Source organism: Saccharothrix variisporea, from assembly GCF_003634995.1.
GTDB classification, from domain to species: Bacteria; Actinomycetota; Actinomycetes; order Mycobacteriales; family Pseudonocardiaceae; genus Actinosynnema; species Actinosynnema variisporeum.
Map to the genome: position 1 here is coordinate 320277 of NZ_RBXR01000001.1, position 16102 is coordinate 336378.

A 16102-nucleotide genomic window follows, 5' to 3' on the forward strand; every position below is an offset into this window, starting at 1 on the left:
CATGCTCCGCCGACGCGACGCACTCGCCGTGGTCGGCGCGGGATTCACCGCGCTCACCGGAGGGCTGACGTGGCTTTGCGGTGCCTACGGGTTGATCGGCTCCGGTGCCGCGCTCATCGTCGTCGGCCTGTTCGTCGACTGGAGGGACTGACGTGCCGAACCTCTGGTCGACCCTCCGGGGCAAGCGCGAACAGCGGTACACCATCGACGATTGGGCGCAGGACAATCTCACCTACAACGGGCTCACCTACCCGCTGTTCGGAATGCCCAGCCCGACCAACGTCGAGGACATCGAGAACTCGTTCCTCGGCTACGTGCAGGGCGCCTACAAGTCCAACGGCGTCGTGTTCGCGGCGATGGAGGCGCGGCGGCTGGTGTTCTCCAGCGCGCGCTTCATGTGGCAGCGGATGCGGGACGGCCAGCCGGGGGAGTTGTTCTCGACGCCGGAGTTGGAGCTGTTGCGCAAGCCGTGGCCCAACGGCACGAGCTTCGAACTGCTCAGCCGCATGGAGCAGGATGTCAGTCTCGCCGGCAACTTCTACGCCGTCCGGGAGTCACCGCGGCGGCTGCGGCGACTTCGTCCGGACTGCGTCTCCATCATCCTGTCGGCACCTCCGGACGAGGCGGTCGCATCCGACGTCGTCGGCTACCAGTTCAAGCCGGGCGGCCCGAGTTCGCGTGCCGAGCCCGAGTTCTACTCGGTCGAAGAGGTCGTGCACTGGTCGCCGACACCCGACCCGGCGGCCCAGTACCGCGGCATGTCGTGGCTGACCCCGGTCGTGCGTGAGGTGATGGGCGACAAGCTCGCCACCGAACACAAGCTCAAGTTCTTCGAGAACGCGGCGACGCCGAGCCTGGCCGTGTCGTTCAAAGAGACCGTCACCAAGACGCAGTTCGACCAGTTCGTGGCGGCCATGAAGGAGGCCCACGCGGGTGCCCACAACGCCTACAAGCCGCTGTTCCTCGGCGGCGGGGCGGATGTGACGGTCATCGGCGCGGACCTGCAGCAGTTGGACTTCAAGTCCACCCAGGGTGCCGGCGAAACACGCATCGCGACCGCCTCGCGTGTCCCGGCCGTGGTGCTGGGCATCTCCGAGGGGATGCAGGGGTCCAGCCTCAACGCCGGCAACTTCAAGGCGGCCAAGCGGAACTTCCAGGACGGGTTCCTTCATCCACAGTGGGAGTCGGCGTGCGCCGCGCTCGGCATGATCACACGGTCTCCCGGCTCGGATGTACGGCTGTGGTACGACGCGCGGTCGATTCCGTTCCTGCGCGACGACCAGACCGACGAGGCGGAGATCCAGGTCAAGCAGGCGACGGCGCTGCGGTCCCTGTTGGACGCCGGCTACAAGCCCGATGCCGCCGTCGCCTACATCGAGACCAGCGACATCCGTCGCCTGATCGGCCAGCACTCGGGCCTGTTCTCGGTGCAGCTCCAGAAGCCGGGCTCCACCGGCGCTCCGAACGAGGCCCCGGCCGACGACGACAAGGACGAGTGATGGAAACGTTGCGTGACCTCGACCTGGTCCGCGGCGCGCCGCCCAGCGGTGAGCTGCGGGCGAACTCGGACGGGATGCCGACGATGGTCGTGCGGTTCTCGGTGTTCGACACCTGGTACGAGATCGACTCCTGGTTTGAGGGTCGGTTCCTGGAGCGCACCGTGCGCGGTGCGTTCAAGAAGACCATCAAGGAGAACCGGGACCAGGTGAAGGTTCTCTACGACCACGGTCTGGACTTCCACATCGGCAACAAGGTGTTGGGAGCGATCGACGACCTGCGCGAGGACAGGGATTCGCCGGTCGGCGAGGTGCCGCTGTTCGACACCACGTACAACCGGGACTTGCTGCCGGGTCTCGAAGCCGGCGTCTACGGGTCCAGCTTCCGGTTCCGCGTCATCCGTGACGAGTGGAACGACGAGCCGGGTCGGTCCGCGCACAACCCGGACGGCATCCCTGAGCGGACCATCAAGGAGGTGCGGCTGTTCGAGTTCGGCCCGGTGACCTTCCCGGCGAACCCGGACGCCACCGCGGGCGTGCGGTCCCTCACCGACCACTACTACGAGCGCTTGCGCAGCCGCGACCCCCACCGGGTCGAGGAGTTGGCGCAGCGCGCCCGATCCCTTCGCACCCCCGACGCCGACGCCGCCCGGACGGGCACCTCGGCAGCGGGCGCCGCGAGCCTGACCGACGCGCCGGCCCCGAGCCACCCGAGCGGTCTGACCCCATCCCAGAGGCGACTGAGCCTCTACCCCTTCCTGAACCAGGAGGCTTCCTGATGGAGCCCGAGATCAGGCTGGCTGAGGTCGAGACCGAACTCCGCCAGTTGCACGAGGCCGCGGGTAACGCGGCCTTCACCGACGAACAGCAGACCGCGTGGGACGCCCTGGAGGCGGAGCGCGGCCAGCTCACCACCGCCATCGACGAGGCCCGCGCGGCCCTGGAGCGCCGCCGCGAGGTCGTGCGCAGCCTCGCCGCGGTGCCCGGTCACGTCGAGGAGTCCAGCCCGGACCCGCTCGGCCAGCCCGGCAGCGTCAAGGTTCCGGCGCGGGGCAACCCGTGGGACCTGAACGCGGTGACCCGGTCGCTGCTCGACGAGCCGTCGCGCGGAGGACAGGAGCTGCGCTCGCGGGCCATGTCCGCGGTCGAGCACGCTTCCGGCGTGAACGCCCGCTCGAAGGAGCGGCTCACGAAGCTGCTGGAGACGTGGGACCTGGAGGGCGACGACGAGGCGGCCCGCAACGGCCGCAAGATCGCCGCGCACTTGGTCACCACCAGCTCTCCGGAGTACATGCGCGCCTGGACCAAGGCCCTCAAGACCTCCATGCGCACCGGCACCCCGGACGCCCAGGCGCTCAGCGTCCTCCAGCGCGCGATGTCGCTGACCGACGCCAACGGCGGGTACGCCGTGCCGCTGCCGGTCGACCCCACGCTGATCCTCAACGACGACGGTTCGACCAACCCGTTCCGCGAGATCGCGTCGGTGAAGACCATCGTCACCGACCAGCTCCGCACGGTGAACTCCACGGCCGTCTCGTTCTCCTGGGACGGTGAGGCCGGCGAGGTCTCCGACGACGCCACCACCTTCGCCAACATCGACATCAGCGTCCACAAGGCGCAGGGCCTGATCCCGTTCTCGCTGGAGATCAGCCAGGACTACCCCGGCTTCACCGAGGACGTCCGGATGCTGTTGGCGGACGGCCGGGACAACCTGGAGGCGACCGCATTCGCCACCGGCACGGGCACCAACCAGCCGATCGGCATCGTCACCGCGCTGGCGGGTGGCTCCTACGAGGTCGCGTCCGACACCACGGACACCTTCGCCTTGTCTGACGTCTACGACCTGGAAGAGGAGTTGCCGGAGCGGTTCCGCCGCAACGCCTCCTGGGTTGCCAACAAGCGCATCTACCAGGCGATGCGCGAGGCCGGCGGCGCGAACCTCGACGACTTCTGGGCCAACCTCGGCCAGGGGCAGCCGAAGCAGTTGCTCGGCTACAACACCTACGAGGCGTCCGGCATGGACGGCGTTGTCAACGCCACCCAGGACAACCGTGTGCTGGTGTTCGGCGACTTCCGGTACTACTGGATCGTCGACCGCCTCGGCTTCTCGCTGGAGCTGGTCCCGCACCTGCTCGGTACCAACCGGCGCCCGAGCGGCCAGCGCGGCTTCTACGCCTACTGGCGTGTCGGCGCGGACAGCGTCAACGACCGCGCCTTCCGGCTGCTGAACGTCACCTGATGCACCCCGCCGGGCGGCGGACCCGCACTTTCGCGTGGTCCGCCGCGCGGCGAGGTCCCCACCTCAGCCTGAAAGGCGTTTCCCATGACTTCGTACCTGCGCGCCAAGACCGGGTTCATGGTTCCCGCTCCGTCCGGACAGACCCGGGGCGCGGTCATCAAGGGCGGCCAGGTCGTGCGTGCCGACGACCCCGTCGTCGAGGGGCGCGAGGCGCTGTTCGTCCCTGTCGACGACGGCATCGAGCAGGCCACCCGCGCGCCGGGCGAGAAGCGGCTCCTCCAGCGCACGGACCGCTCGACCGTGGTGATCGCCGCGGCGGACAAGCCAAAGCGTCAGCGTGCCGCGCGCCGCGACGACCAGGCGGGGACGGCTGCTGATGGCTAACCTCACTGGGCTGCTCGCCGCGCCGGGGCCGTTCGCGGTCCTACCGTCGGCCGCACGAACCGCGAGCCCGGACACCTACGAGTTCGACGCCTCGCGGGCGCGGGCCAACGGCCTGCACCTGATCATCGACGTGACGGCGATTACCGCCACCCCGTCGGTCACGGTCACCGTCCAAGGCGTCGACCGCGTGTCCGGCAAGACATACACCATCCTCCAGTCCGCGGCGATCACGGCGACCGGCACCACGGTCCTCAAGATCGGCCCTGGACTGACCGCGGCGGCCAACCTCGTAGCCAACGACCTGCTGCCGCCGGTGTTCCGGATCGTCGCCGCCCATGGCGACGCGGACTCGGCCACCTACAGCATCGCCGGACAGCTCTGCGCCTGAACCCGTCACGAAACCCGACCATCTCGTAACGGCGAGATCCGACACCGGGAGGAGGCAGCCCGTGGCGACGCTCGACGTCCTCACACTCACCGAGGCGAAGCAGGGACTCAACGAGGTCAACGCCACCGGCCTCGACGCCGAACTTCCGGCGTGGATCACAGCGGTCTCGTTGCGCCTGGACCAACTCGTCGGCCCGATCGTGCGCCGCTCGGTGAGCGAGTCGCTCGACGGCGGCCGGTGCACAGTCCACCTGCACCACTACCCGGTGTACTCGATCACCACGGTCACGGAGTACAACCACACCACGCCGACGGTGCTCACCGCCGAGACGAACCTGTCCAAACCGGCGAGCGCGTACCTGGCGGAACCGTACGACGTGCCCGTGTCACTCGCGGATGGGTCGCAGTTGGTGCTGCTGTCCGGCGCGATCCGGCGACGCGCCAGCGGCTCCGACACGTGGTTCCCCACCGGCCGGCGCAACGTCGTGATCGCCTACAGCGCAGGCCGCTTCGCCGACACCGCCAGCGTGGACCAGCGCTACAAGCGCGCCGCGGTGCTGTGCCTGCAGAACATCTGGCAGTCACAGCGGATCTCCACCGCCATCGAGGGCGAGTTCGACGTCCCCGTGTCCAACTTCCCGCGGTTCGTCATCCCGAACGCCGTCAAGGAGATGTTCCCCGGCGAAGTGCAAGCCGAACCGAACCGGTTCCTCGTGGCGTGAAGGAGGCACCGTGGCGACCGGCACCGCAACCATCGACCTGATCGCCGGACTTGTCGCTCTGCTCTCCGCCCGTCCCGGCTTGGCGACGGTCCAGGTGGCCGACGCCTACCCGACCAGCGGGCTACAGAACGAGGCGATCTGGGCGGAGGATGCCGAATCGGACGCCGAGTTCCCGGTGATGAAGGCCGGGACGAAGAAGGTCGACGAGACCGTCACCACCGACTGGGTGATCCAGGTGCTGATGAACGACGGCTCCGACCAGATCACCGCGGACCGCCGCGCCGCTGAGATTTTCGGGGAGTTCCAGCAGCAGCTCGCCGAGTCGCCCCAAGTGGTCGACGCGGTCATGTGGGCCGAGTTGGCGTCGTGGCGACTTCGCCGCGGGCAACTCGCCACCGGCGGGCACGGCAGCCGCTACGAGATCGCCCTCCGGCACAAGGCCCGCCTCTCCCCCTGATCGCTCGCATCATCCACAGCCCGCCCTCGCGGGCTCTTCGCCATGCCCAGGAGTCGCTGTGCGTGTCACCCTCAGCGCCGACAGCCCCGTCGGCTCAGTCGAGTTGCCCCAACTCGGCAACCTCGTCGTGCAGCCTGGCCAGTCGGTGGAACTTCCGGACTGGCTGGGCGCGAACATCATCCACCAGAAGCAGTGGGATGCCGAGCCGGACGTGGTCCTCGGCATCGTCGGCGCGGACAAGGACCTCGCCGCCGCATACCTGGAGTCCGAACGGCACGGCGCTGGCCGGCCTGACCTGATCGAGGCGCTGCGCACGATCGCCAACCCGCCCGAGGAACCGCAGCAGCCGAAGCGGCGCGCGGCCGGGAACAAGGAGGACTGACCGATGGCGATCCCGTCCGGCCTCAGCGCCCAGCTGATGACCGCCGAAGAGGTCACGTACGGCACGCCGGTCACGACCGACCGCGGCTTCGAGTTCCGCGACGAGTCCCTGAAGCTGGAAGTCGAGCGAATCGAGTCCACCGCACTGCGCTCCGGCACCAGGGTGCTGCGCTCGGACCGGTGGGCTGTCGGCAAGAAGAACGTCACCGGCGACATCACGATGGACCTGCTCAACAAGTCCCAGGGTCGCTGGTGGAAGCACGCGTTCGGCGGTGTCGCCACCAGCCAGCCCGACGCCGCCGGCAACCCCACCGTCTACCTGCACACCTTCACTCCCGGTGACCTTCCGGTCGGGCAGACCATCCAGGTCGGCCGCACCGACGTGGGCGGCACCACGAGGCCGTTCACCTACCACGGGTGCCGCGTCGCCTCGTGGGAGTTGGCGTGCGCCGTCGGGGACATCGCGTCGGTGAAGTTCTCGATCCTCGGCGAGGACGAGGACACCTCCACCGCGCTGGCCTCGATCAGCTACCCGTCCAGCCTGGCGATGATGACGTTCGTCCAAGGCTCGGTCACTATCGCCGGCACCGCCGCGAACATCAAGTCCGCCACGGTGTCGGGCAACAACGGCCTGGCGGAGGACCGGTACTTCCTCGGTTCCCAGCTCCGCAAGGCGCCGCTGGAGAACGCGCTGCGCGAGTACACGGGCCAGTTCGAGGCGGAGTTCGAGGACCTCACCGCCTACAACCGGTTCGTCAACGGCACCGAAGCCTCCGTGGTTCTGCTGTTCCAGGGCGCGACGATCTCCACCACGTACAAGTACGAGGTGAAGGTCACGATGAACGTCCGCTTCGACGGGGAGACCCCGAACGTCGGCGGCCCGGAGATCGTGCCGCTGAACATCCCGTTCAAGGTGGTCGACAACTCCACCACCTCCATCAAGGTCGAGTACCAGACCACGGACACCACGCCGTAGCGGGGAGGTCCACAGTGGCCAAACGCTACGTCGAGATCGAAGGAACGGCCGACTTCAAGACCGTCGCCCGCAAGCTACGCGAGGCGGGTGACGGTCAGGTCGCCAAGGAGATGGGCAAGGCGCTCAAGGCGTCGGCCTCGCCACTGGTGGAGGACGCTCAACGCCGCGTGCAGTCGCTTGCGGTCGCCGGCGTGCGAGGTGGGGCGTCCGCACGAGCGGCGCGTGCCGCCAAAGCACTGGGTAGGCGCAAGCGGCTCACGGAGAAGGCGAAGCAAAAGGCGCACAGAGGATCCGGCCTGCGCGCCACGGTCGCCCGCGCGACCTCCGCCAAGGTCACCACGGGCGCGAGGTCGGCGACGATGCGAGTCCGTGCCGCCGCGTCGAAGATGCCCGCCGACCAGCGGAAGCTACCGCGCTACCTGAACACCGGCCGATGGCGTCACCCGGTCTTCGGGCAGAAGGACAAACCGTGGGTGACCCAGGTGGCACCACCCGCGTGGTTCGACGACGCAGCCGAGGCGAAGGGTCCGGAAGCGCGAGACCAGGCGATCAAGGTCGTAGCCGAGTACCTGGAACGAATCGTGTAGCGAGGGGAACCAATGGCGACATTCAAGGTCGCGGGCGTGGGGGAGTTCCCCTGGGCTCGTGACAAGCTCAACCTCATCGAGGCGATCGAACTGGAGAAGGCGACCGGGTGGCGGGTCGCCGACCTGGTCGCCGACTACAACGGCTACAACGACCCGTCGGGCAACCGCGGCGCGATGGGCCTCGCTGCCTTCCTGTGGCTGGCCATGAAGCGCAACGGGCACATCATCCCGTTCGCCAAGCTCGCGGAGATCGACGCGGGCGACATCGAGATCGCCTACGACGACGAGGAGCCCGCACAGCCGGACCCTCCGGCCGAGCCGCCCGCCCGAAAGACGCGGAGCGGCTCGGGGCCAAGGAAGGGTTCCTCGCCGAGGAAGTAGCCCAGTACCGGGCCGCGTTCTGGATGCCGCCGCTGAGCACTCCGCCGTTCGAGATGGACCTGCTGTCCCTTGAGGACTACCGGCTAGGCCGGTCGCTGATCGACGGACTCCGAGCACAACGGAAGTAGGTGGCCGTCGTGGCGCAGAAGGACCTCACCTTCAACATCTTCGGTCGCGACGTGTCGGCGTCGAAGACTCTGGACAAGGTGGGCGACTCGGTAGAGCGCCTCGACGGTCGGTTCAAGTCCTTCGGCAGCGGGTCACTCAAGGCGCTGGCCGGCATGGAGGCGGGGGCGCTTGGCGCCGGTGCAGCCATCACCGGGTCGCTTGGCGCGGTGACCCTGGGGTTCATCGGTGCCGGCATCGCCCTGAACGCGACTTCGCGCGAGGTCGGCGGCACCTGGAACGCCATGACCCAGGAGATGGCGACCGACGCCCAGAGTGCCGCCCTGCCGCTCCGGGGACCGCTCCAGGACGCCATCCTGCAACTCACCCGGACCTCACGTTCCCTACGCCCCGAGATGCGAGAGGCGTTTGCGGCGACCGTGCCGGCGATTGAGTCGCTGACCCGTGGTGTAGACGGACTCGCACGCACCGCCGTGCCCGGCCTTGTCGTCGCCGTGAAATCGAGCGCACCGGCGTTCCGGGGTATCGAGTCCGCGATGATCGACACCGGACACGGTGTGAAGGACTTCTTCGTCGAACTCTCCGGTGGCGCCCGCTCGTCCGAGCAGATCCTCGTACAACTGGGCAAGGTCGTCCGCGATGCCCTCGGTTTCGCCGGCCGGTTCCTAGCGGACCTCGCCAACGACGGGGCACCGTCAGTCGAGCGGCTTCGACAGGTCCTGTCCCAACTGTTCTCCGTGGTGTCCAATCTGAGTGGGTCGGGGTTCCCGGTCCTGTTCACGGCGGCGACCGCGGCGCTCAACGTGCTCAGCGGCATCCTCGCCGCTGTCGAGCCCATCTCGGAGGAACTCGGGACGCTCGTCGGCGTCATCGTGTCCGTTGCCGCCGCGTTCCGACTGCTGAACGGCATCAGCACGGTGGTCAGCGGGATCTCCACCGGGCTCCAGGGGTTCGTCCGGGATGTGCGGGCGGCGGGCGACGAGGCCGGCGGCGTGCGGAACAAGTTCAACCTGCTGACGTCGTTCATCGGCGGCCCGTTCGGGATCGCGCTCGGCATCGCCACGTTCGCGTTGGATGCTTTTGGCGCGAAGCAGGGCGAAGCGGCCAGGCGGACCGACGACCTGGCTGCGGCTCTCCGCGCTAGCAAGGGCGCGATCGACGACAACGTCCGAAGCATGGCTGCGGAGAAACTCAGCAAAGCTGGTGCCATCGACCAGGCGAAGAAGCTCGGGATCAACGTGGCCGACCTCACGGACGCGTATCTCGGGCATGGCAAAGCGGCTGAGAAGGTGACTTCCTTCCTGCGGGGTTACGAGGACCAACTCATCGCCCAGGGCGTCCCGCTGCAAGAGAACGCGGCCGACACCAAGAAGCTCGTCGACGAGATGGAGTCGAAGGCGGCAGCGGCGCGGGCGTTGCTGGCGCTCCTCGACGAGGAGGCACCGAAAAACGAGCAGTCGAGGCAGGCCGCGCTCGACCTGGCGCTGGCGACGGACGAGTCCCGGTCCTCACTGGAGCACGCCACCCTGGCCCAGAAGAATCACACGGCGGCCACGGCCGAGCTTCGCGCCGCGTACATGACGTTGCAGGACGAGGTCGGCAACACGAACGCTCGCCTGTCCGCGTTGCAGACCATCATGGACCGGCTGACTGGGCGCAAGCCGGACTACGAAGAGGCGATCCAGTCGCTGAACGACACCTTCCGATCCCTCGGCGACCAGTACGAGTCGACCAAGGGGAAGGCGGGCGAGTTCGGCGACGCGCTGGTCAACGCCGACGGGACCGTGAACACCTCGACCGAGGCAGGATCTCGGCTCCAGGACACGATGGTCGCTCTGCAAAGCAGCACCCTGTCCGCCGCTGACGCTATGGCGCGCAACGGTGCTACCCAGCAGGAGGTCCAGGGGTTCGTCGAGGGCGTTCGTCAGCAGTTCATCAAGCAGCGCACCGACATGGGATATACCCAAGAGGCCGCTGAGGCGCTGGCGAACAAGTACGGCCTCCTGCCACGCGATGTGACGACGTTGTTCTTCACGCCCAACCTGGGCGACCGGATGCAAGCGATCGACGCGTTCCGGGCGAAGGTGGAGACCTTGCCCGACGGGCACGTCATTGTCTACGCCGACACGGCCGGAGCGCAGGGCTCGATCGACCGAGTCATCTCTACCAACGACGGCAGGGTCGTCAACATCACGATCAAGGCCAACGGGGACGTTCAAGCGCTCAATGCCTCTGGACAAGCCGTTGGGTGGGCGGCCAGGGCACAAGGTGGCCCCGTTCTGGCGGGAAAGCCCTACCTCGTTGGCGAGCGAGGGCCGGAGCTGATCTTCCCGACGCATGACGGCTACGTGGCGAACGCGCAGGACACCGCCGCGATCATGCGGGGCGCGCGGACGGAGTCCGTACGTATGGGTGACGGCTCGGGAGCAATGGTGTCAAAGACGTACAACCTCACCGTCTACAACGCCGCCAACAGCGTGGTTGACATCCGCGAACAGTTCCGCCGCATGGAACTGATGCAGCCCTAGGGGGTGGCGATGCCGGGCGAGGTCACCGAGTGGATCGATGCCGACGGCACCGCCACCACCCTGGAGGTCGAGTGGGATGCGACGGGGCGTGGGATGCCCCCGATCCGGTTCGAGGAGGATCGGGTTCCCGAGCGGGCGGGGTCTCGACTTCGCGCGGTGCGTCACGACACCCGCGAGATGACCCTGCCGCTCTGGATCACCGGATCCTCGCAGAGCGACCTGTGGACTAACCTGCGTGCGCTCGCACTGAAGATGGACCCGACGCGCGGCAACGGAAAGATCCGGGTTACCTCCATCGCCGGGGACCAACGCGAGGTCACCTGCCGGTATGCGGCAGGGCTTGAGTTGAACGAGCGTCTCGGCGACACCGCCGGTCCGCTCGTGCAGAGGGCACCGGTCCTGTTCCGGGTGCACGACCCGTACTGGTACGCGGTGTCGGACACCACGGAGCCGTTCACAGTCGGCACTACGGCGACGTTCTTCCCGTTCTTCCCGCTGCGTTTGTCGTCCTCCGAGGTGTACGCCACCGGGTCGATCACCAACCCCGGTGATGTGGAGACGTGGCCGGTGTGGACTATCACCGGGCCGGGGTCGGCGATCGTGCTGCGCAACCTCACGACCGGCAAAAGCCTGTCGCTGTCGACCACCCTCGGTGCCGGTGAGTCGGTCGTCATCGACACCCGCGAGGGCGTCAAAACTGTCACGCACTCGTCGGGCGCGAACCTGTTCTCGTCCCTGTCGGCGACGTCGTCGCTGTGGCCCCTGGCGCGCGGCGTGAACGCGTTCCAGATCGAGATGTCCGCAGCCACCACCGCGTCCCTGGTGTCGCTCGCGTATAGGCCCCGCTACCTCATGGTGTGACAGGGAGGCGGAGGCATGTGGAAAGTCTTCCTCCGCAACCCGAGCCGGGAGCGTGAGGGTGAAGTCGACGACTTCACCCAGCTGGACGCCGTTGTGCGGTTCTGTGACGTCGGCACGTGGTCATTGGAGATGGACGGTCGCGCGCGGCACGCCGCGGCGCTGGCGACCCCGGGCTACGGGATCGAGCTCGTCCGCGACGACACCACCACCGTGACCACCGGGCCGATGCGCCACCGGGTGTGGAGTCGTGACGGCGACTCGCTGAAGCTGAAGGTCCACGGGTTCGACGACAACGTCTGGCTCAAGCGCCGACTCGCGCACCCCCAACCCGCGACCTCAGCGCCCCCGTACAACTCGACCGAGTACGACGTGCGCACCGGGGTCGCCTCGACCGTGCTGCGGCAGTACGTAGACGTCAACGCCGGTACCGGGGCACTGGTCCCGCGACGGGTCGCCGGTCTCGACCTCGACACGGACCCGCTGCTCGGCAGCGACGTCACCGGGCGGGCACGGTGGCAGAACCTGTTGACGCTGCTGCAGGAACTTGCGATTGCCGGCGGCAACCTGGGGTTCCGTGTCGCGAAGGACACCACGGACCTGCTGTTCCAGGTGTACGAGCCGACCGACCGCACCTCCGACGTGATGCTGTCCGTCGAGCTGGGCAACCTCTACGGCTACGAGTACGAGTCCGAAGTGTCCACCGTCAACTACGCCTACGTGGGCGGCGGCGGAGAGGGCACCGCTCGGACGGTCCAGGAACTCGGCGACACCGACGACGCGATCACGTGGGGCCGCATCGAGCAGTGGGTGGACCGCCGCGACACCACCGACGCCGACGAACTCACGCAGGAACTGACCAAGACCCTCGCCGAGGGCGTCGGTCGCACCGGACTGTCGGTCAACCCGGTCGACATCGAAGGCCAGACCTTCCTGCAGGACTACGACCTGGGCGACCGCATCACCTACGTGGTCGACGGGGTCGCCTCCACAGAGGTCGTGCGTGAGGCGCGCATCCTGCTCACCCCGGACGGGCCGCAGAAGACCCTGCCCGGTATCGCGCCGCCCGGCCAAGCAGAAGTCCTCGCCCTGTTCCGGCGCCTCCGCATGGCCGAGGCGCGCATCGCAGACCTGGAGCGTCGCTGATGGCAACGAGCCTCACCACCTACGCCCCGTTCGACAGCGGCGCGGGGGCCAGCGTCACCGAGTCGACGTGGCGCAGCTTCATGAAGTACATGATCGACACCGGCCCGCTGGCCAACGTCCTCAACGAGTTCGAGGTCTACGCCGACTCGTCCGGCATGCAGGTCAAGGTGAAGTCGGGCGAGTGCTGGATCCAAGGCCACTGGGGACAGAAGACCACCGAGACCACACTGGCGATCTCCTCCAACTCGACCGGCTCCACCCGGATCGACCGGGTCATCCTCCGAGCCAACTTCACCACCGATGTGATCGAGCTGGACGTGCTGACCGGCACCGCCAGCGCGCCGGCTGTCACCACCAACACCTCAGTGTGGGAGGTCTCCCTGGCCACGGTGTCGGTCGCCAACGGCGCGGTCACCATCGCGGCGGGGAACGTCACCGACGACCGCCGGCGGGTGTCGGCGACCCGGGACGCGCCGCGTGCGCAGCTTCGCCAGGGAAGCGCACAGGGCATCCTGCACAACAACTTCACCTCGGTGACGTACGGCAGCGAGGACCACGACTCCCACAACGCCCACAGCACCAGCACGAACCCGTCCAGGTACGTAGCCCCGGTCGCGGGCGTCTACCAACTGTCCGGCGCCGTGTCCTTCGACGTGAACTCGACCGGTGCCCGCGGGTGCCGGTGGGCCAAGAACGGCACGGAGATCAACGGCTCCCAGGTGCTGCACGCGACTTCCGGTAGCACCGTGTCCACGATCGTCGCCGCCCGCACCGTCCAGGTCCGGCTCGCCGTCAACGACTACGTCGAGTTGCAGGCCTACCAGGACAGCGGGGTCACCCTCAACTCAGTGGTGTCGGCGTCCCAGCAACCGTCCATGACCGTCACCTACGTCGGCTCGTAGCAGCCCCCACGAGGAAGGGGCGTGCGATGCCCGAAGACGTCCCGCCGTCGTTCCTGGCGGCGCAGTTGGAAGAACTCAAGACGGCGGTCGTGCGACTCACCGACAAGATCGACGAGAAGTTCGGCAACCACGCCGACCGCATCGCCCGGCTCGAAGTGCAGAACGAGACGCAGGCGAAAGAGATCGACGCGCTGAAGGCCAGCCGTCGATTCGCCGCCACCACCGCCGTGTCGATCGTCGCCGTTCTCGTCGCTCTCTCCTCGCTCGTCACCACGATCGTCCTCAAGGGAGGCTGACCCGTGGCCCCGTATTCCAGCGCTCGCCCCGGCGACCCCTACTTCGTCACGATCCACACGGGGGAAGGCATCCTCGGCCGATTCGACATGGCCGCCTTCCTGGACGGCAACCCCGGCGCGTCCGTGCACGCCGCGTCAGACGCAGGCGGGGTCGTGGCACCGCTGGTGCCGTACGACCGCGCAGCGTGGACAGCCGGCTACACCGCCAACGCGTGGGGCCTGCACATCGAACTGTGCGCGTTCGCCCACATGACCCGCGCCCAGTGGCTGTCCGAAAGCGACATCGTCCTGTGGATCCCGTGGATCGGGGAGAACCGCACGGTCCGTTCCCCGATGTCCATGCTTCGCAACTCCGCCGCGTGGGTGCGTGAGGTGAGCAACCTCTACGGCATCCCCGCACGCAAGATCGGTGCCGCCGAACTCCGTGACCGGGTCGGCGGGATCTGCGGCCACGCCGACACCAGCGCCGCATGGGGCGAAACCGACCACACAGACCCCGGACCCAACTTCCCCTGGGACGTGTTCATCGCGCTCGTCCAGGGACAGGAGGACGACCACATGCCCGAGGACCCGAACAACCCGTACCTGCGCAAGTCCGACTCCGAGTACCTCGCGCGGGAGATGGAGAAGTACAACAACGAGCGCAAGCGCGGCGACGAGTTCGTGGTCGTCACGCTCTCCGCTGCCATCGCAGAACTGTCCGACGACCCGTCCCTCACGAAGGACGAGGTTCGGCAGATCGTGGACGCGGCCGAGCAGCAGCAGACCGCCGAGCTGAAGGCGCACATCGACGCGACCGTGGCAGACGTGGACGAGCAGGCCCTGGCCGATGCCCTCGCGGCGCGCGGCATCGGCGGTGCCAGCCCGGCCGAGGTGAAGGCTGCGCTGGCCGAGGTGCTCCGCCGCGGCGTGGGGGTCTCCTGATGGCCCTCTACCCGGAGTGCAACTCCATGCCCGGCGACATCCACTCGTGGGGCATCAACGGTGCCGAGGGGTTCTGCGGCTGCCGCTCGAAGGGCGGCGAGTGGGACGTCCCGATCTACCAGTCCGACGCCCTCGGCGACGCCGACCTGTCGTTCCAGGCGGCAGCCGACGCCATCACCGCACACCGCGCCCTGACCCCCTGACCTGAAGGACCACCCCATGACTGTCCATCTGCTCGGCGTCCTCGTGGGCGTCGTCGTCCCCATCCTCAACGGCCTCTTGACCAAGCAGGCGGAGACCAAGCTCCGGGCCGTCCTGCAGCTGGTGCTGAACTCCGCCGCCGGCCTGCTCGCCGAGTGGTACGCCTCCGCCCAGGCGGGCACCGCCTACGACCTCAAGGCCGCCGCGCTGACCGCTGGGATCGCTCTCGTGACCGCCATCGCGGTCGAGGCTGGCGTGTGGTCCCCGCTCGGCGTGTCCGCGTGGGCCAAGAGCACCGGCCGCGCCTGACCCCTGCCGCCTCGCCTCGGCAGGAACCGTGTCCGCGCGACCCCCCTCGCACGCGGACACGCGAACGCCCCCGCTTCCTCCTTCGGGAGGGGCGGGGGCGTTTCGGCGTCTTCAGTCGGAGCCGAGCGTCAAGCCCACCGCGCCGGCCCGTGCCTTGTCGGCAGGGAACGACACCTTGCCGCGGTGTGCTACCTCGACCTGATAGAACTGCTCGCCGTCTGGCACGCCTGCCACCGTGAATGTGAACTCGCAGTCGCCGTTGATGAACTTCGAGTTCTCCAGCTTGCCAAGGGCGAGCACCTTCCCGGCGGCGTCGTAGACCGTCACCGCCGTTCCATCGAAGATGTCGCTGTAGCCGCCGTCGCCCTTGCACTTCCGGTAGCTGTCGTCGCGCAGGCCGAACGTTGACGCCTTGGCCAACGTCATCGTCCCCGACAGGTCGAAGGTCGAGGGGGCTACGGGTGAGGCGTCACTGCTCAGCCAAAGGGCTGCGGCTGACGCAACTGCGGCGCCCGCCACTGCAGCGGCGGTCGGCAGCACCCAGGCTGGGCGACGGCGTTGCGAAGGAGTGACCGTCGGCTCAGCGGCTAACGACTGCAGCGGTGACTCGGACGGTGGAGTCGACATTGTTCCTCCTCGCGGGCACGCCTTGTTGACTAGTCGGTCAGGGAGCGTGTCCCGTTACGTGCGTTGCTGGAGGTACTCGGCTACCAGCCGGTCCCTCTTCGCCTCCAGTGCTGCTGTGGCCTCGCCGTCGTGCGGGTGCTGTCCGCACAGCGGGAGCCTCCCGACGTACCAGTGG

Annotated in this window: 21 protein-coding genes; 20 read left to right on the plus strand and 1 reads right to left on the minus strand. The window is 68.1% G+C overall.

The window, feature by feature from the left end:
• Position 1 precedes the first annotated feature (1 nt).
• The 20 genes from DFJ66_RS42405 to DFJ66_RS01430 all read left to right on the plus strand — a co-directional run bounded on the left by DFJ66_RS42405 (position 2) and on the right by DFJ66_RS01430 (position 15300).
• Complete coding sequence (locus tag DFJ66_RS42405) at positions 2-151, plus strand: hypothetical protein (RefSeq protein WP_170199064.1); 150 nt, start codon at positions 2-4, stop codon at positions 149-151.
• 1 nt (position 152) lies between these two features.
• A complete protein-coding gene (locus DFJ66_RS01340; RefSeq protein WP_121217157.1) occupies positions 153-1499 on the plus strand; it encodes a phage portal protein in 1347 nt (448 codons plus the stop codon).
• Complete coding sequence (locus tag DFJ66_RS01345; RefSeq protein WP_121217159.1) at positions 1499-2275, plus strand: HK97 family phage prohead protease; 777 nt, start codon at positions 1499-1501, stop codon at positions 2273-2275. The genes DFJ66_RS01340 and DFJ66_RS01345 overlap by 1 nt, the downstream gene beginning before the upstream one ends.
• Positions 2275-3735, plus strand: coding sequence for a phage major capsid protein (locus DFJ66_RS01350; RefSeq protein WP_121217161.1), 1461 nt, complete (start codon positions 2275-2277; stop codon positions 3733-3735). The genes DFJ66_RS01345 and DFJ66_RS01350 overlap by 1 nt, the downstream gene beginning before the upstream one ends.
• A gap of 84 nt (positions 3736-3819) precedes the next feature.
• Positions 3820-4119 carry a hypothetical protein gene (locus tag DFJ66_RS01355; RefSeq protein ID WP_121217163.1) on the plus strand — a complete coding sequence of 100 codons (300 nt, stop codon included), beginning with the start codon at positions 3820-3822 and terminating at the stop codon, positions 4117-4119.
• Positions 4112-4507 carry a hypothetical protein gene (locus DFJ66_RS01360; protein ID WP_121217165.1) on the plus strand — a complete coding sequence of 132 codons (396 nt, stop codon included), beginning with the start codon at positions 4112-4114 and terminating at the stop codon, positions 4505-4507. Before DFJ66_RS01355 ends, DFJ66_RS01360 begins: the two co-directional genes overlap by 8 nt.
• A 61-nt stretch (positions 4508-4568) precedes the next feature.
• A complete protein-coding gene (locus DFJ66_RS01365) occupies positions 4569-5228 on the plus strand; it encodes a hypothetical protein (RefSeq protein ID WP_121217167.1) in 660 nt (219 codons plus the stop codon).
• A 10-nt stretch (positions 5229-5238) separates the two neighbouring features.
• Positions 5239-5685 (plus strand): hypothetical protein, encoded by a 447-nt coding sequence (locus DFJ66_RS01370; RefSeq protein ID WP_121217169.1) that lies wholly within the window; start codon positions 5239-5241, stop codon positions 5683-5685.
• 58 nt (positions 5686-5743) lie between these two features.
• Positions 5744-6067 carry a hypothetical protein gene (locus tag DFJ66_RS01375; protein WP_121217171.1) on the plus strand — a complete coding sequence of 108 codons (324 nt, stop codon included), beginning with the start codon at positions 5744-5746 and terminating at the stop codon, positions 6065-6067.
• 3 nt (positions 6068-6070) lie between these two features.
• Entirely contained in the window at positions 6071-7042 is a 972-nt protein-coding gene (locus tag DFJ66_RS01380) for a phage tail tube protein (protein WP_121217173.1), read from the plus strand.
• 14 nt (positions 7043-7056) lie between these two features.
• On the plus strand, positions 7057-7629 hold the full coding sequence (locus tag DFJ66_RS01385; protein WP_121217175.1) for a hypothetical protein: 573 nt from the start codon (positions 7057-7059) through the stop codon (positions 7627-7629).
• A gap of 12 nt (positions 7630-7641) precedes the next feature.
• A complete protein-coding gene (locus DFJ66_RS01390) occupies positions 7642-8010 on the plus strand; it encodes a hypothetical protein (RefSeq protein ID WP_121217177.1) in 369 nt (122 codons plus the stop codon).
• 137 nt (positions 8011-8147) lie between these two features.
• Positions 8148-10664, plus strand: a complete 2517-nt coding sequence (locus DFJ66_RS43275; RefSeq protein ID WP_211350920.1) for a hypothetical protein — start codon at positions 8148-8150, stop codon at positions 10662-10664.
• Positions 10665-10673: 9 nt separating this feature from the next.
• Entirely contained in the window at positions 10674-11525 is an 852-nt protein-coding gene (locus DFJ66_RS01400) for a phage distal tail protein (protein WP_147459146.1), read from the plus strand.
• A gap of 15 nt (positions 11526-11540) precedes the next feature.
• A complete protein-coding gene (locus DFJ66_RS01405) occupies positions 11541-12668 on the plus strand; it encodes a siphovirus ReqiPepy6 Gp37-like family protein (protein ID WP_121217181.1) in 1128 nt (375 codons plus the stop codon).
• The gene (locus DFJ66_RS01410) at positions 12668-13570 is read left to right on the plus strand and encodes a hypothetical protein (protein ID WP_121217183.1); all 903 of its coding nucleotides are present in this window, start codon (positions 12668-12670) and stop codon (positions 13568-13570) included. The genes DFJ66_RS01405 and DFJ66_RS01410 overlap by 1 nt, the downstream gene beginning before the upstream one ends.
• A gap of 26 nt (positions 13571-13596) precedes the next feature.
• Entirely contained in the window at positions 13597-13866 is a 270-nt protein-coding gene (locus tag DFJ66_RS01415) for a hypothetical protein (RefSeq protein ID WP_121217185.1), read from the plus strand.
• A 3-nt stretch (positions 13867-13869) separates the two neighbouring features.
• Positions 13870-14790: an N-acetylmuramoyl-L-alanine amidase gene (locus DFJ66_RS01420; protein ID WP_121217187.1), complete on the plus strand. Its 921-nt coding sequence runs from the start codon at positions 13870-13872 to the stop codon at positions 14788-14790.
• The gene (locus tag DFJ66_RS01425) at positions 14790-14993 is read left to right on the plus strand and encodes a hypothetical protein (RefSeq protein WP_121217189.1); all 204 of its coding nucleotides are present in this window, start codon (positions 14790-14792) and stop codon (positions 14991-14993) included. Before DFJ66_RS01420 ends, DFJ66_RS01425 begins: the two co-directional genes overlap by 1 nt.
• A gap of 16 nt (positions 14994-15009) precedes the next feature.
• Positions 15010-15300: a hypothetical protein gene (locus tag DFJ66_RS01430; RefSeq protein ID WP_121217191.1), complete on the plus strand. Its 291-nt coding sequence runs from the start codon at positions 15010-15012 to the stop codon at positions 15298-15300.
• Positions 15301-15411: 111 nt separating this feature from the next.
• Here DFJ66_RS01430 and DFJ66_RS01435 read toward each other — a convergent pair whose 3' ends face one another.
• Positions 15412-15726 (minus strand): hypothetical protein, encoded by a 315-nt coding sequence (locus DFJ66_RS01435; RefSeq protein ID WP_121217193.1) that lies wholly within the window; start codon positions 15724-15726, stop codon positions 15412-15414.
• Positions 15727-16102 lie beyond the last annotated feature (376 nt).

Coding starts and splice junctions, on each gene's coding strand:
- DFJ66_RS01425 (WP_121217189.1), top strand. CDS start 14,790: ATGGCCCTCTACCCGGAGTGCAACTCCATGCCCGGCGACATCCACTCG.
- DFJ66_RS01345 (WP_121217159.1), top strand. CDS start 1,499: ATGGAAACGTTGCGTGACCTCGACCTGGTCCGCGGCGCGCCGCCCAGC.
- DFJ66_RS01410 (WP_121217183.1), top strand. CDS start 12,668: ATGGCAACGAGCCTCACCACCTACGCCCCGTTCGACAGCGGCGCGGGG.
- DFJ66_RS01405 (WP_121217181.1), top strand. CDS start 11,541: ATGTGGAAAGTCTTCCTCCGCAACCCGAGCCGGGAGCGTGAGGGTGAA.
- DFJ66_RS42405 (WP_170199064.1), top strand. CDS start 2: ATGCTCCGCCGACGCGACGCACTCGCCGTGGTCGGCGCGGGATTCACC.
- DFJ66_RS01430 (WP_121217191.1), top strand. CDS start 15,010: ATGACTGTCCATCTGCTCGGCGTCCTCGTGGGCGTCGTCGTCCCCATC.
- DFJ66_RS01435 (WP_121217193.1), bottom strand. CDS start 15,726: ATGACGTTGGCCAAGGCGTCAACGTTCGGCCTGCGCGACGACAGCTAC.
- DFJ66_RS01400 (WP_147459146.1), top strand. CDS start 10,674: ATGCCGGGCGAGGTCACCGAGTGGATCGATGCCGACGGCACCGCCACC.
- DFJ66_RS01350 (WP_121217161.1), top strand. CDS start 2,275: ATGGAGCCCGAGATCAGGCTGGCTGAGGTCGAGACCGAACTCCGCCAG.
- DFJ66_RS01390 (WP_121217177.1), top strand. CDS start 7,642: ATGGCGACATTCAAGGTCGCGGGCGTGGGGGAGTTCCCCTGGGCTCGT.
- DFJ66_RS01415 (WP_121217185.1), top strand. CDS start 13,597: ATGCCCGAAGACGTCCCGCCGTCGTTCCTGGCGGCGCAGTTGGAAGAA.
- DFJ66_RS01355 (WP_121217163.1), top strand. CDS start 3,820: ATGACTTCGTACCTGCGCGCCAAGACCGGGTTCATGGTTCCCGCTCCG.
- DFJ66_RS01360 (WP_121217165.1), top strand. CDS start 4,112: ATGGCTAACCTCACTGGGCTGCTCGCCGCGCCGGGGCCGTTCGCGGTC.
- DFJ66_RS01380 (WP_121217173.1), top strand. CDS start 6,071: ATGGCGATCCCGTCCGGCCTCAGCGCCCAGCTGATGACCGCCGAAGAG.